This is a genomic window from Albidovulum inexpectatum (assembly GCF_002927635.1).
In the GTDB taxonomy this organism is placed as follows: domain Bacteria; phylum Pseudomonadota; class Alphaproteobacteria; order Rhodobacterales; family Rhodobacteraceae; genus Albidovulum; species Albidovulum inexpectatum.
On sequence record NZ_PRDS01000007.1, the window covers coordinates 11,178 to 35,956 of the forward strand.

Below are 24,779 nucleotides of genomic sequence, written 5' to 3' on the forward strand. Positions count from 1 at the left end.
TTCGTCATTCTGCGGCATGCGGCGCGGGTGGGTCCATCCGGGCCAGCAGGTCGCGCGAGATGGGGCAACCGGCGTTGGGATCGGGGCCGAAATGCACTTCGGCCTCTTCCCAGACCGCGTCCAGCGCCTCGAGATCGTCTGGATCGGTTTCAGGCTCTGCCAGAAGCTCGGCGACGGCGCCGGCATCGGGCTTGACGCTGGCGAGCTGGATCAGGGCGACGAAAACCGCGGCATAGGGGCTTTCGCGCCGCTCGAGCCGTTCGGCCAGCGCCTGCAGGATATGCGCGGCATCCGCCAGGATATCGCGCGCGGTCCGGGGCGGCTGGGTTGCAAGGAATTCCAGCAGCACGGGCAGGTGATCGGGCAATTCGGTCGTGACCGGCTCGAACCCGCCGGCGCGATAGGTTTCCAGCAGGTCCACCATCGCGCCGCCCCGGTCACGGCTTTCGCCGTGGACGTGCTCGAACAGGTCGAGCGACAGCGATCGCGACCTGTCGAACAGGGCCACGTACTGCTCCTGCAGGTCGTAGATGTCGCCCGAGGTCAGCTGTTCGACGAGGGGGCGCAGGGCGCGACGTTGCGCACCCGTCAGCCGCGTCTCGGAGGCCAGAAGCCCGCCGATCTGCGGCATTGCCTGCTGAAGTTCGGTCGTCGGATACCCAAGAAGCAGCGAGATGGCCTTGAGTGTCCGGTCCTGGATGCGCGGTGTCATCGTCCTGCCTCCTGTGGCATTTTCAGCGGTCGTTTCGCGCCGCCGAACAGCGAGGCCTTCGAGATGCCCGTCGAGCAGCCATTGCTGTCGGTGAAGCCGCAGCCGCCCCGCAGGTCATAGGCATCCTCGACCTGTTCGCGGTGCGTCGTCGGGATCACGAAGCGGTCTTCGTAATCGGCCAGCGCCATGATCCTGTACATGTCCTCGATCACGCGCCCCGACAGGCCGACGCGTGCGGCAAGGCCTTCGTCGCGCACCCCATCGATGGTGAGCCCGCGCATGTAGGCGCGCATGGCCAGCATCCGTTCCAGCGCGCTGACGATCGGGGCTTCGTCGCCCGCGGTCAGCATGTTCGCCAGGTACCGCACCGGGATGCGCAGCGAGCGCACGTCCGGCATGGCGCCATCGCTGCCGATCGCGCCGGCCTCGGCGGCATTCTGGATCGGCGACAGGGGCGGGACGTACCAGACCATCGGCAGCGTCCGGTATTCGGGGTGCAGCGGAAAGGCGACCTTCCATTCCATCGCCATCTTCCAGATCGGGCTTTGCTGTGCGGCCTTGATCCAGTCTTCGGGGATGCCGTCGGCGCGCGCAGCTTCGATCACGCCCGGATCGTTCGGGTCCAGGAACACGTCCAGCTGGGCGTCGTACAGCTGCTGCTCGCTTTCGACGCTTGCGGCCTGTTCGATCCGGTCGGCGTCATACAGCATCACGCCCAGATAGCGGATGCGCCCGACGCAGGTTTCCGAACACACGGTGGGATTGCCTGACTCGATGCGCGGATAGCACAGGGTGCATTTCTCGGACTTGCCGGTGGACCAGTTGTAATAGACCTTCTTGTAGGGGCAGCCCGAGACGCACATCCGCCAGCCGCGGCATTTCTCCTGGTCGATCAGGACGATGCCGTCCTCTTCGCGCTTGTAGATCGCGCCCGACGGGCAGGAGGCTGCGCAGACCGGGTTCAGGCAGTGCTCGCACAGCCGCGGCAGATACATCATGAAGGTATTTTCGTATTCGCCGTAGATCTGCTTCTGGATGCCCTCGAAGTTGTAGTCCTGGCTGCGCTTTTCGAATTCGCCACCCAGGATCTCTTCCCAGTTCGGGCCCTTCTCGATCTTTTCCATCCGCTCGCCGGTGATCTTTGACCGTGGGCGCGCGGTGGGGAAGGCCTGCATCTCGGGGGCCGATTTCAGGTGGTCGTAGTCGAAATCGAACGGCTCGTAATAGTCGTCGATCTCGGGCAGATCGGGATTGGCGAAGATGTTCGCCAGGATCCGCCACTTGGCGCCCTGCCGCGGCTGCAGCTTGCCCGATCGGGTCCGAACCCAGCCGCCGTTCCAGCGCTTCTGGTTTTCCCAGTCGGTCGGATAGCCCAGCCCGGGCTTGGTCTCGACATTGTTGAACCACGCGTATTCGACGCCGTCGCGGCTGGTCCAGACGTTCTTGCAGGTGACCGAGCAGGTGTGACACCCGATGCACTTGTCGAGGTTCAGCACCATGCCGATTTGTGCGCGCACTCTCATTGAGCTGCCTCCTTGGTGGTGGCGGGCTGGTCGAGCCAGTCGACCTTCCGCATCTTGCGCACGATCACGAACTCGTCGCGGTTCGCGCCAACCGTGCCGTAATAGTTGAAGCCCCAGGATTGCTGGGCGTAACCGCCGATCATGTGCGTGGGTTTCAGCACCGCGCGGGTCACCGAGTTGTGGATGCCGCCACGCTTTCCGGTGATCTCGGATCCCGGCGTGTTCACGATCTTTTCCTGGGCGTGATACATGAAGGTCGTGCCGTCCTTGATCCGCTGGCTGACGACCGCGCGCGCGGTCAATGCACCGTTGACGTTGAACAGCTCGACCCAGTCGTTGTCCTGGATTCCGGCCCTCCTTGCGTCATTCTCGGAGATCCAGATGACCGGCCCGCCGCGGTTCAGCGTCAGCATCAGGAGGTTGTCGGTATAGGTCGAATGGATGCCCCATTTCTGGTGCGGCGTGATGAAGTTCAGCACCAGCCCGTCGCCCTGTTCCTTCAGCTTTTCGGTGACGGTCTTCAGGTCCACCGGCGGGCGCCAGGTGACGAAGCCCTCGCCGAAGGCGCGCATCCACAGATGATCCTGATAGGTCTGCTGGCGCCCCGTCAGCGTGCGCCAGGGGATCAGCTCGTGCACGTTGGTCCAGCCGGCGTTATAGCAGACCTTCTCGCTCTCGATCCCCGACCAGGTGGGCGAGGTGATGATCTTGCGCGGCTGGGCGGCGATGTCGGCAAAGCGGATCTTCTCGTCCTCCTTGGGCCGCGCCAGATGGGTGTGGTCGCGCCCCGTCACCTGTGACAGCGCGGCCCAGGCCTTGACCGCGACCTCTCCGTTGGTCTCGGGAGCCAGCATCAGGATTGCCTCGGCCGCGTCGATGTCGGTGACGATCTTCGCCGCGCCCCTGGCCGCGCCGTCCTCATGCGTGCCGTTCAGCGCGCGCAGCGCCTCGACCTCGTGCTCGGTTTTCCAGGCGATGCCCTTGCCGCCGTTGCCGACCTTTTCCATCAGCGGGCCAAGCGCCATGAAGCGATCGGCGATGGCGGTATAGTCCCGCTCGACGGCAACGAAGTTCGGCGCGGTCTTGCCGGGGATCAGGTCGCATTCGCCGCGCTTCCAGTCCCGCACGTCGGTCTGCGCGATCTCGCCGGGCGTGTCGTGCAGGATCGGCACGGCCACGACGTCGGTCTCGCGGCCCAGGATCGCCGGGGCGATCTCCTGGAACTTCACCGCGATCGACTTGAAGATCTCCCAGTCCGAACGGCTTTCATAGGCCGGGTCCACGGCCGCCTGCAGCGGGTGGATGAAGGGGTGCATGTCCGAGGTGTTGAGATCGTTCTTCTCGTACCACGAGGCCGTGGGCAGGACGACATCGGCATAGACCGCCGTGGTGGACATGCGGAAGTCGATGCAGATCAGCAGGTCGAGCTTGCCCTGCGGCGCCTCCTCGTGCCAGCGCGCTTCCTTCGGCCGGCGCGTGGTCTCCTCGCCCAGAACGCCGTTGTCGGTGCCCAGCAGGTGGCGCAGGAAATATTCGTGCCCCTTGCCGCTGGAGCCCAAGAGGTTCGACCGCCAGACGAACAGGTTGCGCGGCCAGTTCTCGGGCGCGTCGGGGTCCTCGCAGGACATTTCCAGCTCGCCCGATTTCAGCTTTTCGGCGACGTATTCCGCCACCGGTTTGCCGGCCTCCTTGGCTGCGCGGGCGACCTCCAGCGGGTTGGTGCGCAGCTGCGGCGCCGAGGGCAGCCAACCCATCCGCTCGGCGCGGATGTTGTAGTCGATCAGGCTCAGCTCCTCCCAGTCGCCTTCGGGCGCGGTGGGCGAGAGGATCTCGCCTGCCGTCACCGTCTCATAGCGCCACTGGTCGGTGTGGGCATACCACGCGCTGGTCGAGTTCATCTGCCGCGGCGGCCGGCCCCAGTCCAGCGCGAAGGCAATGGGCGCCCAGCCGGTCTGGGGGCGCAGCTTCTCCTGGCCCACGTAATGCGCCCAGCCGCCGCCCGACTGGCCGATGCAGCCGCACATGATCAGCATGTTGATCACGCCGCGATAGTTCATGTCCATGTGGAACCAGTGGTTCATCGCCGCGCCGATGATGATCATCGACTTGCCCTGGGTCTTCTCGGCGTTCTGCGCGAATTCGCGCGCCACATGGATGATCTTGTCGGCCGGCACCCCGGTGATCTTCTCGGCCCATTTCGGGGTGCCGGGGATGTCCTCGGCGTAGTCCTTTGCCACCCAGTCGCCGCCAAGGCCCCGGTCCAGCCCGTAATTGGCGCACAAAAGGTCAAAGACGGTGGCCACCGCGACCTCGCCCTCTGTCGTCTTCAGTCGCTTGACCGGCACGTTGCGGGTCAGCACGTTCGGCCGCCGGTCGCCGGTGTCGAAAGCCTCCGACGCATCGGCGCCGAAATAGGGGAAGTCGACACCGGCGATGTCGTCATGATCCTCGTCCAGGATCAGCGTCATCTTCAGCCGCACATCGCGGCCGCCGGCCTTTTCCTCGAGGTTCCATTTGCCCTTTTCGCCCCAGCGGTGACCGATCGTGCCATTGGGTGCGACCAGTTCGCCGGACCGTTCGTCGATCGCGACCGTCTTCCATTCGGGGTTGTTGGTCTCGCCCAGGGCGCCTTCGATCTCGGCGGCGCGCAGGAAGCGGCCCGGCACCAGCCGGCCGTTGCGTTCTTCCAGCTTCACCAGCATCGGAAAGTCGGAATAGCGCCGGCAGTAATCCTCGAAATAGTCGACCTGCCGGTCGAGGTGGAATTCGCGCAGGATCACATGGCCAAAGGCAATGGCCAGCGCGGCATCCGTGCCCTGCTTGACGTTCAGCCAGACATCGCCGAACTTGGCGGCTTCGGAATAGTCGGGGCAGATCACCGCCGACTTCGCCCCGCGATAGCGCGCCTCGGTGTAGAAATGCGCATCCGGCGTGCGGGTCTGCGGCACGTTCGAGCCCCACAGGATCAGGTAGCCCGCATTGTACCAGTCGGCGCTTTCGGGCACGTCGGTCTGTTCGCCCCAGGTCATCGGGGATGCGGGCGGCAGGTCGCAATACCAGTCATAGAACGACATGCACACGCCGCCCAGCAGCGACAGATAGCGCGAACCGGCCGCATAGGAGACCATCGACATCGCCGGGATCGGCGAGAATCCGAAGATGCGGTCCGGGCCATAGGTGCGGATGGTCCAGGCATTGGCCGCGGCGATCATCTCGGTCGCCTCGTCCCAGCTTGCGCGCACGAAGCCGCCCTTGCCGCGGGCCTTCACGTATTCGGCGCGCAGGATCGGATCGGACTGGATCGCGGCCCAGGCTTCGACGGGCTGCTTGGTTTCCCGCATGCGGCGCCACAGCCGCATCAGCCGGCCGCGCACCAGCGGGGTCTTCACCCGGTTGGCGCTGTAGAGATACCAGCTGTAGCTGGCCCCGCGCGCACAGCCGCGCGGTTCATGGTTCGGCAGGCCCGGGCGCGTGCGCGGATAGTCCGTCTGCTGCGTTTCCCAGGTCACGATGCCGGACTTCACGTAGATCTTCCAGCTGCATGACCCGGTGCAGTTCACGCCGTGGGTCGAGCGCACGATCTTGTCGTGACGCCAGCGGTTTCTGTAGGTGTCCTCCCAGTCGCGGGGTTCGCGGGTAACCTGTCCGTGACCATCCGAGAATGTCTCGAGCGTCTTGGGCTGAAGGAAGTTCAGTCGGTCGAGCAACTGGCTCATCTTGGTATCCTTTCGGGTTGGGCCCGGGCGGACGCGCCGCCCGGGGCTCGACACATCACTCTGCGGGTTGCGGGGCAGGGGCCGGACCGGCGCGCTCGACGTCATGCAGCAGACCGCCGCGGCGCGTGTAATAGGCCCAGGTCAGCACAAGGCAGAGCACGTAGAAGGCAAGGAATGCCCACAGCGCGCCCACGGGCGACCCGGTCAGCGCGATCGAGGTGCCATAGGCCTTGGGGATGAAGAAGGCGCCATAGGCCGCGATCGCGCTGGTGAAGGCGATGATCGCCGCGCTTTCGCGTTCGGCCTGCCGGCGCCGGGCCTCGGCATCCAGCTCGGGCATCAGCCGCGGGATCTCGCGCGCCATGATCGCGGGGATCATCTGGAAGGTCGAGGCATTGCCGACCCCGGTCAGGAAGAACAGCGCCATGAAGCAGGCGAAGAAGCCCGCGAAGCTGCCCGCCCCAAGCGAGGCAATGACGCCGAAGACCGCCACGATCATGCCAAGGAACGTCCAGAAGGTGACGCGCCCACCGCCCCAGCGGTCCGAGACCCAGCCGGTGCCGGCGCGCGACAGCGCCCCGACCAGCGGCCCCAGGAAGACATAGTTCAGGGCGTTCACTTCCGGGAAGGCGATCCGCGTCAGAAGCGGGAAGCCCGCCGAATAGCCGATGAAGCTGCCGAAGGTCCCGGTGTAGAGGATGCACATGATCCAGTTGTGGAAGCGCGAGAAGATGATCGCCTGTTCGCGGAAGCTGGCCTTGGCATCGGCGATGTCGTTCATCCCCACCCAGGCCGCGATGGTCGAGGCGATGATGAACGGCACCCAGATGAAGCCCGCATTCTGCAGCCACAGTTTCGTGCCATCCGACAGGACCTGCGGTTCGCCCGCCATCGCTCCGAAGACGCTGGTGGTGATGACAAGCGGCACGACGAACTGGGCGACGGACACCCCCAGATTGCCCAGCCCCGCGTTCAGCGCCAGCGCGTTGCCCTTTTCCGCCCGGGGGAAGAAATAGGCGATATTGGCCATCGACGAGGCGAAGTTGCCGCCCCCCAGGCCGCTGAGCAGCGCCAGCGTCAGGAAGATCAGATAGGGCGTTTCGGGATTCTGCACCGCATAGCCGATCCCCATGGCCGGCAAGAGCAGCGAAGCGGTCGAGATCGTGGTCCACAGCCGGCCGCCGAAGATCGGGACCATGAAGCTGTAGAAGATCCGCAGCGTCGCGCCCGACAGGCCGGGAAGGGCCGCCAGCCAGAACAGCTGGCCCGTGGTGAAGTCGAACCCGATTGCCGGAAGCTTGGTCACGACCATCGACCAGACCAGCCAGACCGCGAATGCCAGCAGCAAAGCGGGGATCGAGATCCACAGGTTGCGCCGTGCGATGCGCCGGCCCTTCGACTGCCAGAACTGCGGGTCCTCGGGACGCCAGTCTTCGAGCACGCGCGCCATGCGCGTGGTCTGCGGGTCGTGGATCGGCTGCATTTCGGGCAGTTCGGGCAGCTGGTCCAGCGCCTCGCCATGCGCGCGCCGTTCCATCGCGCGGATCGACATGTGCATCCATGCCAGCGACACGGCGACGATGGCGAACAGGATCCAGAAGCAGGACGTGTAGATGCCCGTCAGGTCCAGCGCCGCGCCGAACGTGATCGGCAGGATAAAGCCGCCAAGACCGCCGATCATGCCCACCAGGCCGCCGACGGCGCCGACATGGTTCGGGTAATAGACCGGAATGTGCTTGTAGACGGCCGCCTTACCAAGGCTCATGAAGAAGCCCAGCGAAAACAGCGTGATGACGAAAGGCCAGAAGCCCATGCGGGTCGTGAATTCGATCGGGCCGTTCTTGCCTTCGATCACGTAATGCGTGGGCGGGTAGGACAGCATGAACAGGAAGACCAGGCTGAAGCCGAAGGTCCAGTACATCACCGTCCGGGCGCCGAAGCGGTCCGAAAGATAGCCGCCATAGGCGCGGAACAGGCTGGCCGACAGGCTGAAGGACGCCGCCGCCATACCGGCATAGCGCACGTCAATGCCATAGACGTCGATGATGTAGTGCGGCATCCACAGCGCCAGCGCGACGAAGCCGCCGAAGACGAAGAAGTAATACAGCGAGAAGCGCCAGACCTGCAGGTTCTTCAGCGGCGCGAACTGTTCACGCAGGGTGGGCGCGCGCAGCCCCTTCTGTCGCCGTTCGACCAGTTGCGGGTCATCCTTTGCGAACAGGAAGAACACCACACCCATGATCGCAAGACCCGCGGCCCATACATGGGCCACGCCCTGCCAGCCATAGGCGACCATCACGAACGGGGCCAGGAACTTGGTGACCGCGGCCCCGACATTGCCCGCGCCGAATATGCCCAGGGCCGTGCCCTGATGCCCGGCGTCGTACCAGCGGCTGACATAGGCCACGCCGATGATGAAGGAACCGCCGGCAAGGCCGATCCCAAGCGCCGCGACCAGGTACATGATATAGCTGTCCGCGAAGGTCAGCGCCCAGGTGGCCAGCGCGGTCAGGATCATCTGGGCCGAAAAGACCAGCCGACCGCCGTATTTCTCGGTCCACACGCCAAGGAACAGGCGCGTGACCGAACCGGTCAGGATGGGCGTGGCCACCAGCAGGCCGAACTGGGATTCGTTCAGGCCCAGCTCCTGCTTTATCGCGACGCCGATGATGGAAAAGATCGTCCAGACCGCAAAACATGCGGTGAAGGCGATCGTGCTCAGCGCAAGCGCGCGGCGTTGATCCGCGGGCGAGGCTGTCACTGTGCTTTGCATGGCACCGACTCCTGATTGCCGATTTCGGGTCCCCAGAGATCTGGGTCGGACCCGTGATCGACCGCGGTCGGGTGCGGAAACTTGATCTGAATCAAGAAACTGGCCCCAGGCAGGCAAAACAAGCCGCAACGGGGCAGAGGTCATGCGCCCCCCTTTTCCACGTCAAGGCAATGGCGGCGCATGCGCAAACGACATGCCCATGATTGCATTGCGCCCGTTTGACATTTATCAAGCGAATCTGCGCTGCAAGGATGATCCAATGCCCGATTCGCACTTCGAAGAGGTCCGTTCGCTGCATCTGTTTGCCGGGATGTCGGACGACAGTTACGCGCGCCTGATGCGTGCGGCCTATGTTCAGAGCTTTCCGCCCGAAGTCGAATTGATCGCCGAAGGCGAGTCGGCCGACTTTCTGCATATCCTGGTGTCCGGCGCGGTGGATCTGTACGCGGAATGGAACGGGCGCCGGACCTCTATGGCGACGGTCCGGCCGGTTTCGACCTTCATCCTGGCGGCGACGATCAGGGATGCGCCCTATCTGATGTCGGCGGTCACGATGGAAAAAAGCCGCATCGTCATGATCCCCAGCCAGGATGTGCGGCAAGTCTTCGATGAGGATGGCGACTTTGCGCGCGCTGTCGTGGTCGAGCTTGCCACCTGCTATCGTTCGGTCGTCAAGGCGCAGAAGAACCTGAAGCTGCGCACCGCGCAAGAACGACTGGCGAATTTCCTGCTGCGTCAGCAGCAGCGCGCGGGCGGCGCGGCGGAATTCGACCTGCCGTTCGAAAAGCGCCGCCTGGCCTCGCTGTTGGGCATGACGCCCGAAAATCTGTCACGCACCCTGCGGGCGCTGCAGGCCTATGGCGTCCTGGTCGATGGCGCGCGGGTGCGCATCGGCGATCAGCAGGACCTGGAACGCTTTGCCCGGCCCAGCCCGCTGATCGACGATCCGGCCAGCTGAGGTCACGCCGGATCGACGGGGCAGGGGGGCAGCGCGATATCCGCCAGCGTCGCGCGGTCCAGTTCATCCAGAAAGGCGCGCTGGGCAGCTTTCAGCCGGGTCTTCAGGCGGCAGCTTCCGTCGATGGTGCATGTCCCGGATGGACCCAGACATTCGACAAGGGCCGAACCTTCCTCGAGTATCCTGACCACGTGACCCAGCCGGATCTGTTCCGGCGGCAATGCAAGGCAGGCACCGCCCTTGCCGCCGCGCCGGGTTTCGATGATCCCGGCCTGCGCCAGGCGTTGGGCGATCTTGGCCAGATGATTGCGGGACAGGGCAAATTCCGTCGCCAGTTCCGCGGTCGTGAAGGCGTGGCAGGGCGCGCTTGCCAGTCGCATCAGCATCCGCAGGCCATAATCGGTGAACGAGGTCAGCCGCATCGTTGCACGAGCCTTTCCTTAATTGGTATTTACAATACCTATTAACGCGGCTAGCGTCCCAAGCATAGCCTTGAAGCGGTGATCGACCATGCAACCCCTTCCGCGAATTCTGTCTTCGCGCCCCCAGGCCACGGCGCGACTGATGGCCGAAACCGGGCTGAGCGACGAAATGCTGCGCCGTCTTGTTCACGCATTCTACGACAAGGTACGCCGCGATGACGTTCTGGGCCCAATCTTCGAGGCGCGCATCAGCGACTGGGGCCCGCATCTGGACCGGATGGTCGATTTCTGGTCCTCGGTTGCCCTGATGACCGGACGCTATCACGGCGCGCCGGTGCCGGCGCATGCGGGATTGCCGGTCGAATGGCGCCATTTCGAGCGCTGGCTCGGCCTGTTTCGCGAAACGGCGCAGCAGATCTGCCCGCCCAAGGGCGCGGGGCACCTGATCGAGCGTGCCGAACGCATCGCGCGGTCGCTGCATATCGCGGTCAGAAACGCCCAGACCGAAAAGGGCGCCGTCCCACTGTTGCGGTGAATGGGCCGATGCGGTCAGTTCCGCGACGATTCATGGAGAACCGCAATGGCCGATGAAGATCGCCGTGGTTTTGCCTCGCCGCCCTGCATGGCGTCGGACGTCGCGCCGGATTATTTCGATCCGCTTGCCGTCGACGCCCAGCAGGCGCGCGATGTCGCCCGCTGGCGCAGGGCACAGCGGACGCGGCTTCTGCAAGACCGCGCGGCCCTGCCGGTTGCCCTGCGCAAGGAGATATCCGCCCGGCTGGAAGGGCATCTGGAGCGCGTGCTGGACTCATGCGGCGGTCCCTCCGGGCGGGTGATCTCGGCCTTCTGGCCGATCAAGAGCGAACCCGATCTGCGCGCCCTGATGGCGCGGTGGCACGCACAGGGGGCCATCGTCGCACTGCCGGTCGTCGTGCGCCCGCAGGCCGCGCTTGAGTTCCGGCGCTGGACGCCCGGCATGGGCCTGGTCCGCGGGCACTGGAACATCCCCGTTCCGCCCGATGATGCGCCGGTGGTGACGCCAGACATCTGTATCGCGCCCCTGGTCGGCTGGGCCCTAGAGGAAGATGGCACATGCTGGCGGCTGGGATTCGGAGGCGGCTATTTCGACCGCACTCTGGGCGCCTTGCTGCCACGGCCGAAGGCCATCGGGGTGGGGCTGGACGCCGCGCGCGTACCGACGATCTTTCCGCAGCCGCATGACATTCCCATGGACCAGATCGTCACCGAATCCGGACCAGTGAAGGACATCGCACCATGACAAGCTCGGCCGAACGGATGCGCGCCTGGGCCGTGCCCGCGCTGCTCAGCTACGGATTTCGCCCGTTCTTTCTGGGGGCCGGGCTGTGGGCCACGCTTTCCATGGTCATCTGGATCACCATGCTGGGCGGGCTCGATCCCTTGCCCATCGCCATGGCGCCGGTTGAATGGCACGCGCACGCGTTTCTGTTCGGGTTCCTTGGGGCCGTGATGGCGGGCTTCATGCTGACCGCGGTTCCGAACTGGACAGGACGGCTGCCGATTACCGGGTGGCCCCTGGCGGGGCTTGTCGCGCTGTGGGGCCTGGGGCGCGTGGCCATGGCCGTGTCCGGTCATCTGCCGATGGGCATGGTGGCCGTGGCCGAACTTTCCATGCCTGCGGTTCTTGCCCTTGTCATCGCGCGCGAGATCGTGGCCGGCCGTAACTGGCGCAATCTGGTGATTCTGGTCCTTCTGGCCGTCTTTGCGCTTGGCGACGGCCTGTTCCTGTGGGAGGCCGCGCAACACGGTTATGCTCAGGGTGGGGTCGGCTTGCGGTTGGGGCTGGCCGCCGCGGTGATGATGATCGGTATCATCGGCGGACGCATCGTGCCATCGTTTACCCGAAACTGGCTGGCCGCGCAGGGCGCTGCGGCCATGCCGGCGGCGCCGATGCAGGTATTCGACCGGATCGCGCTTGCGGGTCTCTTGCTTGCCTTGGCCGCATGGACGGCCGCGCCCGAACATGTGCTGACCGGCATGCTGCTGCTGGTCGCCGGGGCGCTGCACCTGATCCGACTGGCCCGGTGGAGAGGTCACGCAACGCTGGCCGAGCCGTTGGTGACGGTCCTGCATGTCGGCTATTGCTTCGTGCCGCTTGGCGCGCTGGGCATGGGGGCCGAAATCCTCTTGCCCGGCACCCTTGGCATGGCGGCCGCCCAGCATCTGTGGATGGCGGGTGCGGTGGGGCTGATGTCCATGGCGGTCATGACGCGCGCCGCATTAGGGCATACCGGGCGGGCATTGCACGCAAGTGGTGGAATTGCGACGCTTTACGGCGCGTTGATCCTTTCGGTCGCCGCGCGAGTTCTTGCCGGGGCCTGGCCCGGCGAAGTCTGGCTTCTGCATCTTTCGGCGGCGGGCTGGATCGGCGCCTGGGGCGGCTTCGTGGCGATCTATTGGCCGATCCTGACCCGGCCTCGGCTTGCACGAAAAGCCCCGTCCGGCGCGCGGCCCGCCGCGTGACCGGCCCCTTGCCCGAGTGATCGGGCGCGTTCGGAACGTAGCGCCGACGACGTGCGATTCAGGCATCCACCGGATCGAACCGGGTCATGTCCGCAAAGACACAAAGACGGCCGGGAAGGAAATCCGGTGGGGGCAGGGGGGACGCAAGTTCCCGGGCAGCAGCCCGATCGAACGCCTCGGCGGCGGCCTGATCGGGCCAGGCGATCATGTAGCCAAGCGTCAGGTGAAAGACATAGGTCCGATGCCCAGGCCGGTGTGACAGACCGGCCGCCGCGGCGATCGCGTCGCGCCATGCGCGCAGGCGACGGCGTTCGGCGGTGTCGGCCTCCTCGAAACGGATGCCGAAGCCGCCGGTTTCGAAGCCGCCAAGACAGGTGGTTCGCATCCGGTAGGGCGGCTTGGGAATGGGGTGCTGCCGTATCGCCGCGCGCATGTGGTTCAGGGTGACCTCGGCCCTGTCCGGCCCTCGGGGCAGGCCCCCGGGCCAGTATTCGGCACGCTCTTCGTTCAACAGGACGCCGTCGAACAGCGTCATGTGCCAGGACGATTCCGGCAGCCAGGCGATCGCGGTCCGGCCGGCCTCGGTCGCCCCGAGACTCGCGCGAATGGCGCAAAGCCGCTCCCGGAACGGGCCGTCGGCCAGCATGGCCACGAGCGTGTTGCCGGGTTCGGACAGCGCGCGCCCCGCGGCGTCGAAACGCCGGTTCAGAAAGCGTGGGGGGCATTCGCGCCAGCGACTGCGTCGGCAAGGCTCACAGAGCCTTGCCCGTTTCCGCGTCGAACAGGTGCACGTCGCGCGGGTCGATCAGCAGCGTCGTCGCCTGGGACGGCGGCGGCGCGCTGGCGTCCTGCTGCAGCGTGAACTCGGCGCCACCGATGCGCCCGTGCAGAAGGCGCGAGGCGCCCAGTTCCTCGACCACGTCGATTGTGAAGGGGATGCCATTGCCGTCATCGCCCACGCGCGCGCGTTCGGGGCGCAGCCCCCAGATCGCCTTGGCGGGCAAGGCGCCATCATGCGAAGGCGGCAGCGGAAGGGCGACGCCGTCGCGCATGGCGCGGCCAGCTTCGATGCCGACTTCGATCAGGTTCATGGGCGGCGCGCCGATGAAGCTGGCCACGAAGGTCGATGCCGGGTCGCCGTAGACCTCGGCCGGCGAGCCGATCTGTTCGACCCGGCCGCCATTCAGAACGACGATCCGATCGGCCAGGGTCATGGCCTCGACCTGGTCGTGGGTGACATAGATCATCGCCGTGTTCAGCCTGCGCTGCAGCTTGCGGATCTCGACCCGCATGCGGTTGCGCAGCCGTGCATCCAGGTTCGACAGCGGTTCGTCGAACAGGAAGATCGCGGGGTGACGCACGATCGCCCGACCCATCGCCACGCGCTGGCGCTGGCCGCCCGACAATTGCGATGGCTTTCGGTCCAGGAATGCGCCGATCTCCAGGATCTCGGCGGCCTCCTCGACGCGACGATTGATCTCGTCCGCGGGCAGGCCGCGGTTCTTCAGGCCATAAGACAGGTTCTTGCGCACCGACATGTGCGGGTAAAGGGCATAGTTCTGGAACACCATGGCGATGTCGCGCTCGGCGGGCTCCAGATCGTTCACCACCCGACCGGCCAGCTCGATCGAGCCGTCGGTGACCGTCTCCAGCCCCGCCACCATGCGCAGCAGCGTGGACTTGCCGCAACCCGAGGGGCCGACGAAGACCACAAGCTCGCCCGCATTCACATCCACGTTCACCCGGTCCACGGCAAGCGCGCCGTTCGGATAGCGTTTGACCACATCGGTCAGGACAAGCGTCTTTTCTGTCATTTTTCGGATTCCACCAGCCCCTTGATGAACATGCGCTGGAACACGATGACCACCAGGCCAGGTGGCAGCATCGCCAGGATCGCCATGGCCAGCGCCTCGTTGTAGTCGGGGATATTCGCCCCGATATAGGTTTGCAGCACCTGCTTGATGCCGCGAACCAGCGTGAAGTAGTGCTCGTCGGTCGTGATCAGGATCGGCCACAGATACTGGTTCCAGCCGACGACGAACATGATGATGAAGATCGCCGCGATCATCGTGCGCGACAGCGGCACGAGAAAGTCGATGAAGAAGCGCAAGGGACCGGCGCCATCGATGCGCGCGGCCTCCAGCAGCTCGTCCGGGACGGACCGGAAGAACTGGCGAAAGTAGAACGTCCCCGTGGCCGAGGCGATCAGCGGCAGGATCAGACCCGTATAGGTGTTCAGAAGCCCCAGCTGCTGGACGACCTCATAGGAGGGCAGGATGCGCACCTCGAGCGGCAGAAGCAGGGTCGAGAAGATGACCCAGAAGAAGAAGCTTCCAAGCGGAAAGCGGAAATAGACGATCGCATAGGCCGCCAGCATCGAAACCACGATCTTGCCCACGGCAAAGCCGATGCCGAGGATCAGCGAATTCATCGTCATCAAGGCGCCCGTGACCTCGCCGGAAAAGCCGCCCTTCTGGAACAGCACTTCCTTGTAGGTTTCCAGGAAATTGCCGCCCCAGCCCAGTTTCATCCCTTCGCGGTGGATTTCCACCGGATCGAAGGTCGAGGTGGTGAAGGCGACGATGATCGGCCCCATCATGAGGATCGCGCCAAGGATCAGGACGATATGGTCGCGCAGTCGATCGCGTTTCATGGTCGGACCTCAGCTGTAATGGATGCGCCGTTCGATCAGGCGGAACTGGACGATGGTCAGCGCCAGCACCAGGATCATCAGGATGACCGACTGCGCCGACGAGCCGCCCAGATCGTTGCCCCGGAAGCCGTCAAGATAGACCTTGTAGACCAGCGTCTTGGGGTTGTTGCCGGGCTCGCCCTTCACCATCAGGTCGATGATGCCGAAGGTTTCGAACAGGGCATAGGTGATGTTGACGATCATCAGGAAAAAGGTGGTGGGCGCCAGAAGCGGGAAGATCACCGTCCAGAAGCGCCGGATCGAGGAGCGGCAGTCGATGGCCGCGGCCTCGCGCACGGAATTCGGAATGGATTGCAGACCCGACAGGACAAAGATGAAGGTGTAGGGGATCTGCTTCCACGAGGCGACGATCATCATCGCGATTGCCGTGTCCCACCAGCTGACGCCGACCTGCATCTCGTGCCCGAACAGGGCCACGAAATCGACCAGCGGGCCGATATGCTGGTCAAACAGCATCACGCCGATCAGGCCCGCGACGGGTGGGGCGATCGCATAGACCCACATCAGAAGCGTCTTGTAGGTGTTGTTGCCGCGCAGAACATTGTCGGCGGCCACGGCCAGCCACATGCCTATGCCCAGCGTGGCCAGGGTCACGACCGCCGTGAAGATCACGGTGAACCAGGCCGCGCGCGCGTAGTCGTCGGATGTCAGCGCGGTGACATAGTTTTCCAGCCCCACGAAGACCCGCGTGCCAAAGAACGGATCTTCCAGAAAGAACGACGCCCATACCGCCTCGGCGGCGGGCCACAGGAAGAAGATCGATATCACCGCCATCTGCGGCAGCAGCAGAAGATACGGGCCGAACCTCGAATCGAATTGCGCGCTCTTCATGTCGGGGTCTTTCCTGGGTGATGAAAGCCGGCGCTCTGGGCGCCGGCTTTCGCATTGTTACGAAACGGTGGTCAGCCCGTCGTGCGGGCAAAGCGATCCAGCAGCGCGTTTGCTTCGCTTTCGATGGTCGCGAAGGCCGTATCGACGTCGGTCTCGCCCGAGAAGATGCGACCATATTCGCGGTTCATCACGTCGCGGATCTGGACATAGTAGCCAAGGCGATAGCCGCGCGTCCATTCGCCCGCGCGCTCGTTGAGCTGCAGGATGCCGATCTCGGCCGCGGGGAAGCGCTCGTAATGGCCGTCCATTTTGGCCATCTCGTATGCGGCCTTGGTGATCGGGACATAGCCCGTCTCCTTGTGCCAGTAGTACTGGATTTCCGGCGACGAGAGATACTTGAAGAACTCGGCCGTGGCGCGGTTTTCCTCGGCGGGCTTGCCCGACAGGGCAAACAGCGCGGCGCCGCCGATGAAGGTGCTGTAGGGCTGTTCGGTGATCTCCTTCCAGTAGGGCAGGAAGGTGGCCGAGAACGGGAAGTTCGTCGATTTCAGCAGGCCGCCGAACGACCCCGACGAACCCAGCCACATCGCCGCCTTGCCGGTTTCGAAGGCCGCCTGGTTGTCGTTCCAGCCCGTGCCGTAGAAGCCGAACAGGCCGGCATCCAGCCATTCCTTGACGCGGGCAAAGTGCATCTTGATCTCGGGCGTGTTGATCAGCAGCTTCGTTCCCTCGGCGCCATCGAAGCCGTTGTTGTTCGTCGCGAACTGCAGGTTGTGCCGCGAGAAGAAGTTTTCGGTGAAGATCCAGGGCAGGTGCGACTGGGCCAGCGGAACATAGCCCGCCTCCTTCAGCTTCGGCGCGATTTCCTGGAATTCCTCCCAGGTCTTTGGCGGGGTGACGCCTGCCTTCTTCAGCGCGTCTTCGTTGTAGTACAGGATGGGCGTCGAGCTGTTGAACGGCATGCCGATCATCTTGCCCGCCGAATCGGCATAGAAGTAGCGCACGCCGTCGATATAGTCGTTGGGATCGAAGGCGACGCCGGTTTCGGCAAGCAGGTCTTCGGCCGCCGCCACGGCGCCCGGCGCGCCGATGATGGTCGCCGCGCCCGCATCAAAGACCTGCGCGATGTTCGGATGTTCGCCCGCACGGAAGGCAGCGATGACCGAGGTCAGCGTGTCTTCGTAGCCTCCCTTGTAAGCGGGTTCGAGCATGGCCGCGCTCTGGTCGGCGTTGAACCGCGTCGCGATTTCGTTGACGACCTCGCCCAGACGGCCGCCCATCGCGTGCCACAGCGTGATCTTCGTGGCATCGGCCGCATGTGCCATGCGCGGCAGGGTGGTGCTAAGCGCCGTGGCGCCCGTGAGTGCGATAAAGCTTCTGCGATCCATGGATTTTCTCCCTGAGAAGGTTGCTACGCTGCGGTGGCGTAGCTCTTGTTTGTGACAGACAGATGAACGCTGTTTCATGAAAAAGTAAAGATCGAAGATTCCCGATGAGAAAAGGAACAAACCCGATCATATGCGAAAGCGCACCGAACCCCATCGGGACATGACCGGCGATTGGGCAATCATTCATGGCAAGGCTTGATCCGCCACGACGACCCGCGCGGAACATGGCCGGCCTGCGGCAAGGAATTCAGGGGGCCGGTCAGCGCCGTCAAAAGCAATGGGACGAGAAGATGCGACATGCCGATACCGCGCGAAAACGGCTGCGCATGGTGCGCCTTGACGGCGGTCGCGGCGTGGATCGGTCCTAGGCCCGGGTTCCACTGCGCGCGGCGCGGGGCGGGGGCACTTCGCGTGCCGAGCCGTCGGGCAGGATCTCTGCGGCCCAGGCGCGGGTCTGGCTGCGGACGACGACACGCCGCTTGCCCGCATCCTTGCCTTCGCCGATTTCCGTCACTCCGACGACTTCTCCGTTCTTCATGGCGGCGCGCATCGCATCGGGCGTCAGCCCAAGACGGGGGGCCAGATAGTCGGGATCGACGGCGATCCGCCCGTCCTCTAGCGTGACGGTGCCGGGCGGCAGGGGGCGGTTCAGAACGGGGGGCTCGCCGGGCGTTCTGCTGTAATAGGGGTTGGCGCCCAGTTCGTGCTCGGTCACATCCACGATCTCGCGGATATCGGGGCGGGCCGCGCGCAGCATGCGCTCGACGCCTTCGCGCAGGGTGGCGGCCGAGGCCGCGCAGCCCTGGCAGCCGCCCGACATGCGCAGGAAGACGCGGCCCTGTTCGACGCGCACCACGTCGATCTGCCCGCCATGCGCGGCGATCGCGGGATTGACCTGCCGGTGCAGGATCTCCTCGACAGCGCGCAGCAGGGCCGCATCGTCATTGCGTGCCTGCGCCGTGCCCAGCGGGCTTGCGGTTTCGGCCATGACCTTGCGGATGGTCGCCGCGACCTGGTGCTTCAGGCTGGCCCAGTCGGCCGTGGGGGCCTTGCGCAGCCAGATCGTTGCCCCGTCGATGGCGATGCGCTCAATGCCTTCCACGCCAAACAGCGCGCGCGCAAGCGGCGCCATTGCCGCCTCTTCGGGCGAATTGAAGCGGTTGGCCACGCCCGCCGGCAGCGGCTGGTCCAGCATGAAACCCATCGCGTGCGGATCCGTCATCGAACTGCGCGCGCGGATGCGCATTTGTCCGGGCGCGTCAGACATCCTCGACCTCGGGCTCGCTCATTTCGCGCAGGCTGGCGAAAGTGTGGATGCCGGTGTCGTGTCCATCGCTGAAGGCAAGCCCCAGCGCATAGTTTCCGACACTGTGCACACGGGTCAGGTGGACATCCAGCGGCACGGTCTCGGGCAACAGCAGCCTTGCGCCGGTCATCTCGTCCTTGCAGCGCGCGCATCCGCAGGCAAGGCGCAGGTCGCGCGCGGGGATCGTCTGGCGCCGGCCGTCCCCCCAGGTCAGCGTCAGTGCCTCGGGGCGGATCTCGATGCCGCAAAGCGCGCCGGGGGGCGTATCCGGGCCGGGCGCAACCGGGGCAGCGGGCGATTCCGCCTGCCCGGGCGTCCAGGAAAACGGTGTGGCGATTCCACCCGATGACACGGACTCGGCCGCGATTTTCGTGGCGATGTCGCGACACGCCGTCGCGGCGGGAGAATCGGGCGCGGTCAGAACGACCGGCCTGCCGGCATCGCCGCAATCGACGACCGACGGGTCCAGCGGAATCCGCCCCAGGAAGGGGACACCGAGTTCGGCCGCGACGCGTTCGCCACCGCCCTGATGGAAGATATGGGTCACCGTTCCGCAGCTGGGGCAGGTGAAGCCGGACATGTTTTCGACCACCCCCAGGATCGGGACATTGACCTGTTCCATCATGCGCAGACCGCGCCGGGCAATCTTCAGGCTGACATCCTGCGGCGTGCTGACCACGACCGCGCCCGACAGCGGAAATGCCTGCGCCAGCGTCAGCTGGATGTCGCCCGTGCCGGGGGGCAGGTCCAGCAGCAGGACGTCCAGCGGCCCCCAATCGACCTGACGCACGAACATCTGCAGGTATTTTGACACCATCGGTCCGCGCAGGATCGCCGGGCGATCATCGTCGGTCAGCATGCCCATCGAGATGACGCGCACGCCATGCGCCCGGGCGGGGATGACCCGGCCCTCGGGCGTCATGGCCGGGGGGGCCGAGGCAATCCCGAGCATCCCCGGGATCGATGGGCCATAGATGTCGGCATCCACCACGCCCACGCGCAGCCCCGCCTGCGCCATGGCGACGGCGATATTCGCCGTGACGGTCGATTTGCCGACCCCGCCCTTGCCGCTGGAAATCGCGATCAGTCGCGGTGTTGTCTCAGTCGTTGTCATTCCTGTCGTGTCCTGTCTTCGCAATTGTCCGGCCGGGGGTCAGTTCGCTTGCGGCATGGTTTGCGCATAGGCTGGCGCGATCGGTGATCTCGATATCCCGGCCCATGCAGGCGCAATGCGCGCCGGATGTGCGTTCTTCCAGATGCTTGCAATCGTCGCAGGTCCCGAAGGCGGGAAGGCCCCGGCGCGCGGCCAGCTGGGCGGCCAGTCGCATCAGCGTTGCGTGGAAGGCGCGCCGCTCGGTTTCGTCAAGGTCGGCAATCGCGGCCACCAGATCCTGAAAGGGATCGTCGGCGAGCACCTTCCTGCCTTGTTCGGTCAGGTCAAAGCGCACGCTGCGCCCGTCCTCCTCGGATCGGCGCCGCGCGATCAGTCCGCGGCATTCCAGCGACTTTGTGATCTGAGAAGCCGTCCCCCGCGTAGTCGCATGGAAAGAAGCGAAACCGGACGGCGTTCTTGTCCGGGCATTGGCCCGCGCCAGGAACCGCAGGCAGGTCCACTGGGCCGCGGTCAGGCCCGACGCCCCATCCTCGCACCGGGCGGCGCGTCCAAGATGGATCAGGATCTGCGCAAGGCAATCCGCTTCGGGCAGTTCGTTCGGTCGCGTCATTGTGAATTGATAGCGATACGAAATCATTTTGACAAGCCGGGTCGAAAGGAAATAGTTTCGAACCGAAACCAACAGGAGGCCGCGCATGAATACTCCCTATCCCAACTGGGGCCGCAGACGCTCGGCGGATCGCTCTCGCGCCCTGTCGGCCGAAGACGAAGCCAACCTGATCCGTGCGTGGCAGGAGCGTGGGGATGAACGCGCGCGCGAGCGCCTTCTGAATGCCTTTGCGCCGATGGCGGTCGCAATGGCGCGGCGCTTTTCGGGCGGGCGCGGTGTGGCGGATCCCGACCTTGTCCAGCAGGCCAATATCGGTCTGATGAAGGCGCTTGACCGGTTCGACCTGAGCCGGGGCCGCCGCTTTTCGACCTATGCCGTCTGGTGGGTGCGTGCCGAAGTCCAGGAATATCGTCGCACCATGGGGTCGATCGTTCGTCGCCCGAATTCGGGCGATTCGGGAATGAGATCGGCCCTGAGCCGTCTCGACGGCATCCATGTCGGCGACGATGCGCGGATCGCGCAGGAACTGGGCATCGAACAGGACGCGCTGGAGGCGATGCGCGCCCGTGCCGTGCGGGCCGACGCGTCGTTGAACGTTTCGTCGCTGGACGACAAGGCCGAAGACCGGCTGGCCAACCTGGTCGATCCCGACAGCATCGATCCGGGCGACCGCGTCGACTGGCTGGATCAGCAGACGCTTCGCGACGCGCTGGTGCGCGCCCTGTCGGACCTGCCCGATCGCGAGCGCGACATCATTCTGGCGACCCAGGTCCGGGAGCCTGCCGCGACGCTCGAGGAATTGGGCCAGCGCCATCGGATATCGAAGGAGCGTGTGCGCCAGCTGCGCGAACGTGCGCTTGAACGCATGCGCGAGGCGCTGAGCCGGTCGGGCGCGCGGATCGAAGCCTTCATCTGACGGGCCGGGCCTGCCGCATGGACAATTCCGGCCCGTGATGGCATCAGCCCCGGCGTATCAACGGCGTGGGGCAGTGCAGATGAGCATTTTCGAAAGGTACCTTTCGCTTTGGGTCGCCCTTGCGATGATCGCGGGCATCGTGCTGGGCCTTGTCGCGCCGGGCCTGGTCGAGGCCATCGCCGCGGCCGAGATCGCCCGGGTCAATCTGGTTGTCGGCGTGCTGATCTGGGCGATGGTCTATCCGATGATGATCGGCGTCGATCTGGGGGCGCTGGGGCAGGCCGTGCGTCAGCCGAAAGGGCTGACCATCACGCTGATCGTCAACTGGCTGATCAAGCCCTTCACCATGGCCGCGCTTGGCGTGTTGTTCTTCGAACATGTCTTTGCCGACCTGATCGCGCCGGAAGACGCACAGCAATATATCGCCGGCCTGATCCTGCTGGGTGCCGCGCCATGCACCGCGATGGTGTTCGTGTGGTCGCAACTGACCCGCGGCGACGAGAACTATACCCTGCTGCAGGTTTCGGTGAACGATGTCGTGATGGTCTTTGCCTTTGCGCCGATCGTGGCCTTCCTCCTGGGTGTGACCGAGATCGAGGTGCCCTGGCAGACGCTGGTCCTGTCGGTCGTGCTGTTCGTGGCGCTTCCCCTGGTCGCCGGGGCGCTGACGCGGCGCGCGCTGGGCAGCGAGGAAAGGATCGAGGCTTTTCGCGAGCGGCTGAAGCCGTGGTCGGTCATCGGGCTGATCGCGACGGTGATGATCCTGTTCGGCCTGCAGGGCAAGGTGATCGTCGAACGCCCCGAGGTCATCCTGCTGATCGCGATTCCGATCCTGATCCAGTCCTACGGCATCTTCGCGCTGGGCTATGGCGCAGCCTATGCCCTGCATGTTCCGCACCGCATCGCCGCGCCCTGCGCGCTGATCGGCACGTCGAACTTCTTCGAACTGGCGGTTGCGGTTGCAATCAGCCTGTTCGGTCTGAATTCGGGCGCGGCGCTGGCCACCGTGGTGGGCGTGCTGGTCGAGGTGCCGGTGATGCTGTCGCTGGTGGCTTTTGCAAACCGCACGCGCGGGCGGTTCGAGGACCGGGCCAAGGCCGCCGGGCAGACCGGCTGAGCATCAGCCCAGCCGGGCTTGCAGGCGGGAATCCAGCGTGTCGGTGTCGGGGACGGCCTCGATGAAATCGCGCAGCGAGGCTTCCGCGAAACCTTCAGCGATCACGTGATCGATGAGCCCGATCAGGGGTTGCCAGAATCCTTGCGTGTCCAGCAGGAAGATGGGCTTGTCATGCAGGCCAAGCTGGCGCCATGTCAGGACCTCGAAGAATTCGTCCAGCGATCCCGCGCCGCCCGGCATGACGACCACGGCATCGGCGTTCATGAACATCACCTTCTTCCGTTCATGCATGGTTTCGGTGATGACGAAGGTGGTCAGGTCGCGCTTGCCGACCTCGCGCGCCAGCAGATGGGTGGGGATCACGCCCAGGGTCTGGCCGCCCTCGGCCTGCGCGGTGCGGGCGACTTCTCCCATCAGGCCGACATCGCCCGCGCCATAGACAAGCCGCCAGCCGTTTCGCGCCAGCATTGCGCCGACGGCGCGGGCATCGCGGGCATAGGAGGGGTGCCGCCCGGCGCGCGAACCGCAGTAGACGCAGACGGATTTCGGGAAATTGCTCATTGACCGGCCCTGAAATGATTGCTTTTTCCCGTGATAGCGGCCTTTCTTGGCCAATCGCAAGCGGATCGCATCGCCGCCGAAGGACCGGGGCGATCGTCGAAGGGCGGAGGGGAGATGGACGAACAGCCGAAAAGCCAGATCGCAAGGGCCGCGCGCCGCGACCCCATTCTTTGGGGCATGGCTGTGCTTGCCTTGATCCTTGCGGTGGCCGGGATCCGGTGGTTCGACCCGCTGGGCAATCGCGAACAGGCCGATGAGCCAACCGTGGCCCTGGTGCCCCAAGGCGCCCCATCGGCAGCGCCGGATCCGATTTCCCCAGACGTTTCGGAATCGACCGCGCGACAGGTCGATTCCGGGGTGACGGCCCGGGAAACTGCCACCGACCCGGCGCAAGCCGACGCTGCCCAGGCTGGTGATGATCCGACCGCCTCGGCCGCGCCAGAGATTCCGGCCGAACCGCAAGTCGCCGCGCCCAGTTTCGACACCGTCAGGGTCGACCCCGACGGCACGGTCCTGATCGCGGGACGTGCGGGGCAGGGCGGCCCTGTCTCGGTCCTCGTCGATGGCGCCGAGATCGCCCGCGTGCAGCCGGATGGACGCGGCGCCTTCGCCGCGATGGTCGAGCTTGCGCCGTCCGAGACACCGCGCGTGATGACCCTGCGCAGACAGGATGAAGACGGACATGTTGTGGATTCGGATGCCAGCGTCGTCATCGGCCCGATCCAGCGCCCGGTCGCCGAGAGTCCCGGGGTGGATGTCGCCGTGGCGCCCGAGACCACGTCCGATGCCGCGGCCAGGGTCGAAGCGCAGGAGTCCGCGACCGCGGATGAATCGCAGCAGGCCGCCGCGCCCGAGCCGGAAGTTCTGATCGTCGATCGCACCGGCGTGCGCCGCCAGAGCCAGGCCAATGCGGGCGGCACGATCGTGCTGGACACGATCGGCTACGGCCCCAAGGGTGAAGTCCTGATCGGCGGCCGTGGCGGCGCGGGCCAATATGCGCGGCTTTACCTTGACAACGCGCCGGTCGGGATCGTCTCGATCGGTCAGGACGGGCAATGGACGATCTCGCTGCCCGGGATCGCGCCGGGGGTCTACACCCTGCGCATCGACCAAGTGGACGCGTCCGGCCGCGTGACCTCGCGTGTCGAGACGCCTTTCCAGAGGGAAGCGCCCGAGGCCGTCGCCGCCGCGCTGGCCGGTGCGGCAATTGCGGGGGGTGAAGCCGGTCCCGACGCGCCCGAAATGCCTGCCACGCCGGAAGGGCCCCAGTCGCCGGAGGCAATCGCACGATCCGAGCCGGTCGGCCAGCCGGCCCAGACGCCCGCGCCGCAGGCGGATGCGACGCCTGCCTCGGTCCCGCGCGCGGCGATCGTGACGGTGCAGCCGGGCTTTACCCTGTGGCAGATTGCACGGGAAAATTATGGCCAGGGAACGCTTTACGTCAAAGTCTTCGAAGCCAATCGCGACCAGATCCGGGACCCGGACCTGATCTATCCCGGGCAGGTCTTCACCGTGCCCGAACCCACGCGCTGAGGCACGGGCAGTCCATGTCGGCGCGCAGCCCCTGTGCGCGCCGCCTGCCTGCCGGCCCTTGCGTCCGCCCCGCGCGGATGCGAT

General features: G+C 65.5%; 21 protein-coding genes. 7 read left to right on the top strand and 14 right to left on the bottom strand.

Going from position 1 to position 24,779, the window contains the following annotated elements:
- Positions 1-4: 4 nt before the first annotated feature.
- Genes narJ through LV82_RS11150 form a run of 4 tightly spaced genes read right to left on the bottom strand, consistent with a single transcriptional unit; the run spans position 5 to position 8,724 of the window.
- The gene (narJ, locus tag LV82_RS11135) at positions 5-712 is read right to left on the bottom strand and encodes a nitrate reductase molybdenum cofactor assembly chaperone (RefSeq protein ID WP_104071715.1); all 708 of its coding nucleotides are present in this window, start codon (positions 710-712) and stop codon (positions 5-7) included.
- The gene (gene narH, locus LV82_RS11140; RefSeq protein WP_104071717.1) at positions 709-2,235 is read right to left on the bottom strand and encodes a nitrate reductase subunit beta; all 1,527 of its coding nucleotides are present in this window, start codon (positions 2,233-2,235) and stop codon (positions 709-711) included. The genes narJ and narH overlap by 4 nt, the downstream gene beginning before the upstream one ends.
- Positions 2,232-5,951 carry a nitrate reductase subunit alpha gene (locus tag LV82_RS11145; protein WP_104071949.1) on the bottom strand — a complete coding sequence of 1,240 codons (3,720 nt, stop codon included), beginning with the start codon at positions 5,949-5,951 and terminating at the stop codon, positions 2,232-2,234. Before LV82_RS11145 ends, narH begins: the two co-directional genes overlap by 4 nt.
- A 55-nt stretch (positions 5,952-6,006) precedes the next feature.
- Positions 6,007-8,724 carry a nitrate/nitrite transporter gene (locus LV82_RS11150; RefSeq protein WP_104071719.1) on the bottom strand — a complete coding sequence of 906 codons (2,718 nt, stop codon included), beginning with the start codon at positions 8,722-8,724 and terminating at the stop codon, positions 6,007-6,009.
- A gap of 259 nt (positions 8,725-8,983) precedes the next feature.
- Here LV82_RS11150 and LV82_RS11155 point away from each other — a divergent pair, with 259 nt between their 5' ends.
- On the top strand, positions 8,984-9,682 hold the full coding sequence (locus LV82_RS11155; protein ID WP_104071951.1) for a helix-turn-helix domain-containing protein: 699 nt from the start codon (positions 8,984-8,986) through the stop codon (positions 9,680-9,682).
- A gap of 2 nt (positions 9,683-9,684) precedes the next feature.
- On the opposite strand, the gene LV82_RS11160 is transcribed toward LV82_RS11155, so the two are convergent.
- Complete coding sequence (locus LV82_RS11160; protein ID WP_104071721.1) at positions 9,685-10,104, bottom strand: RrF2 family transcriptional regulator; 420 nt, start codon at positions 10,102-10,104, stop codon at positions 9,685-9,687.
- Between the two features lie 88 nt (positions 10,105-10,192).
- Here LV82_RS11160 and LV82_RS11165 point away from each other — a divergent pair, with 88 nt between their 5' ends.
- The 3 genes from LV82_RS11165 to LV82_RS11175 are packed head-to-tail and all read left to right on the top strand — an operon-like array spanning position 10,193 to position 12,606.
- The gene (locus LV82_RS11165) at positions 10,193-10,639 is read left to right on the top strand and encodes a group III truncated hemoglobin (protein ID WP_104071723.1); all 447 of its coding nucleotides are present in this window, start codon (positions 10,193-10,195) and stop codon (positions 10,637-10,639) included.
- 45 nt (positions 10,640-10,684) lie between these two features.
- Entirely contained in the window at positions 10,685-11,383 is a 699-nt protein-coding gene (locus tag LV82_RS11170; RefSeq protein ID WP_104071725.1) for a 5-formyltetrahydrofolate cyclo-ligase, read from the top strand.
- Positions 11,380-12,606 (top strand): NnrS family protein, encoded by a 1,227-nt coding sequence (locus LV82_RS11175; RefSeq protein ID WP_104071727.1) that lies wholly within the window; start codon positions 11,380-11,382, stop codon positions 12,604-12,606. The genes LV82_RS11170 and LV82_RS11175 overlap by 4 nt, the downstream gene beginning before the upstream one ends.
- A 58-nt stretch (positions 12,607-12,664) precedes the next feature.
- On the opposite strand, the gene LV82_RS11180 is transcribed toward LV82_RS11175, so the two are convergent.
- The 8 genes from LV82_RS11180 to LV82_RS11215 all read right to left on the bottom strand — a co-directional run bounded on the left by LV82_RS11180 (position 12,665) and on the right by LV82_RS11215 (position 20,568).
- Complete coding sequence (locus tag LV82_RS11180) at positions 12,665-13,315, bottom strand: DUF1868 domain-containing protein (protein WP_104071729.1); 651 nt, start codon at positions 13,313-13,315, stop codon at positions 12,665-12,667.
- A 43-nt stretch (positions 13,316-13,358) separates the two neighbouring features.
- Entirely contained in the window at positions 13,359-14,420 is a 1,062-nt protein-coding gene (gene ugpC, locus LV82_RS11185; protein WP_104071731.1) for a sn-glycerol-3-phosphate ABC transporter ATP-binding protein UgpC, read from the bottom strand.
- Complete coding sequence (gene ugpE / locus LV82_RS11190; RefSeq protein ID WP_104071733.1) at positions 14,417-15,259, bottom strand: sn-glycerol-3-phosphate ABC transporter permease UgpE; 843 nt, start codon at positions 15,257-15,259, stop codon at positions 14,417-14,419. The genes ugpC and ugpE overlap by 4 nt, the downstream gene beginning before the upstream one ends.
- 9 nt (positions 15,260-15,268) lie before the next feature.
- Positions 15,269-16,150 carry an ABC transporter permease subunit gene (locus LV82_RS11195; RefSeq protein WP_104071735.1) on the bottom strand — a complete coding sequence of 294 codons (882 nt, stop codon included), beginning with the start codon at positions 16,148-16,150 and terminating at the stop codon, positions 15,269-15,271.
- Positions 16,151-16,221: 71 nt separating this feature from the next.
- A complete protein-coding gene (locus LV82_RS11200) occupies positions 16,222-17,475 on the bottom strand; it encodes an extracellular solute-binding protein (protein WP_104071953.1) in 1,254 nt (417 codons plus the stop codon).
- 427 nt (positions 17,476-17,902) lie between these two features.
- Complete coding sequence (locus LV82_RS11205; protein ID WP_104071737.1) at positions 17,903-18,805, bottom strand: DUF6522 family protein; 903 nt, start codon at positions 18,803-18,805, stop codon at positions 17,903-17,905.
- Positions 18,798-19,958, bottom strand: a complete 1,161-nt coding sequence (locus tag LV82_RS15225; protein WP_104071739.1) for a P-loop NTPase — start codon at positions 19,956-19,958, stop codon at positions 18,798-18,800. Before LV82_RS15225 ends, LV82_RS11205 begins: the two co-directional genes overlap by 8 nt.
- On the bottom strand, positions 19,945-20,568 hold the full coding sequence (locus LV82_RS11215) for a MarR family winged helix-turn-helix transcriptional regulator (protein ID WP_104071955.1): 624 nt from the start codon (positions 20,566-20,568) through the stop codon (positions 19,945-19,947). Before LV82_RS11215 ends, LV82_RS15225 begins: the two co-directional genes overlap by 14 nt.
- 85 nt (positions 20,569-20,653) lie before the next feature.
- On the opposite strand from LV82_RS11215, the gene LV82_RS11220 reads away from it, so the two are divergent.
- Together LV82_RS11220 and arsB are read left to right on the top strand one after the other, a co-directional pair.
- Entirely contained in the window at positions 20,654-21,484 is an 831-nt protein-coding gene (locus LV82_RS11220; protein ID WP_104071741.1) for a sigma-70 family RNA polymerase sigma factor, read from the top strand.
- Positions 21,485-21,563: 79 nt separating this feature from the next.
- Positions 21,564-22,601 (top strand): ACR3 family arsenite efflux transporter, encoded by a 1,038-nt coding sequence (gene arsB, locus LV82_RS11225; RefSeq protein ID WP_104071742.1) that lies wholly within the window; start codon positions 21,564-21,566, stop codon positions 22,599-22,601.
- A 3-nt stretch (positions 22,602-22,604) separates the two neighbouring features.
- Here the strand turns inward: arsB and LV82_RS11230 are convergent, their stop codons facing one another.
- A complete protein-coding gene (locus LV82_RS11230; protein ID WP_104071744.1) occupies positions 22,605-23,162 on the bottom strand; it encodes an LOG family protein in 558 nt (185 codons plus the stop codon).
- A 114-nt stretch (positions 23,163-23,276) separates the two neighbouring features.
- Here LV82_RS11230 and LV82_RS15150 point away from each other — a divergent pair, with 114 nt between their 5' ends.
- On the top strand, positions 23,277-24,695 hold the full coding sequence (locus tag LV82_RS15150; RefSeq protein ID WP_245873147.1) for a LysM peptidoglycan-binding domain-containing protein: 1,419 nt from the start codon (positions 23,277-23,279) through the stop codon (positions 24,693-24,695).
- The last annotated feature ends 84 nt before the right edge of the window (positions 24,696-24,779 follow it).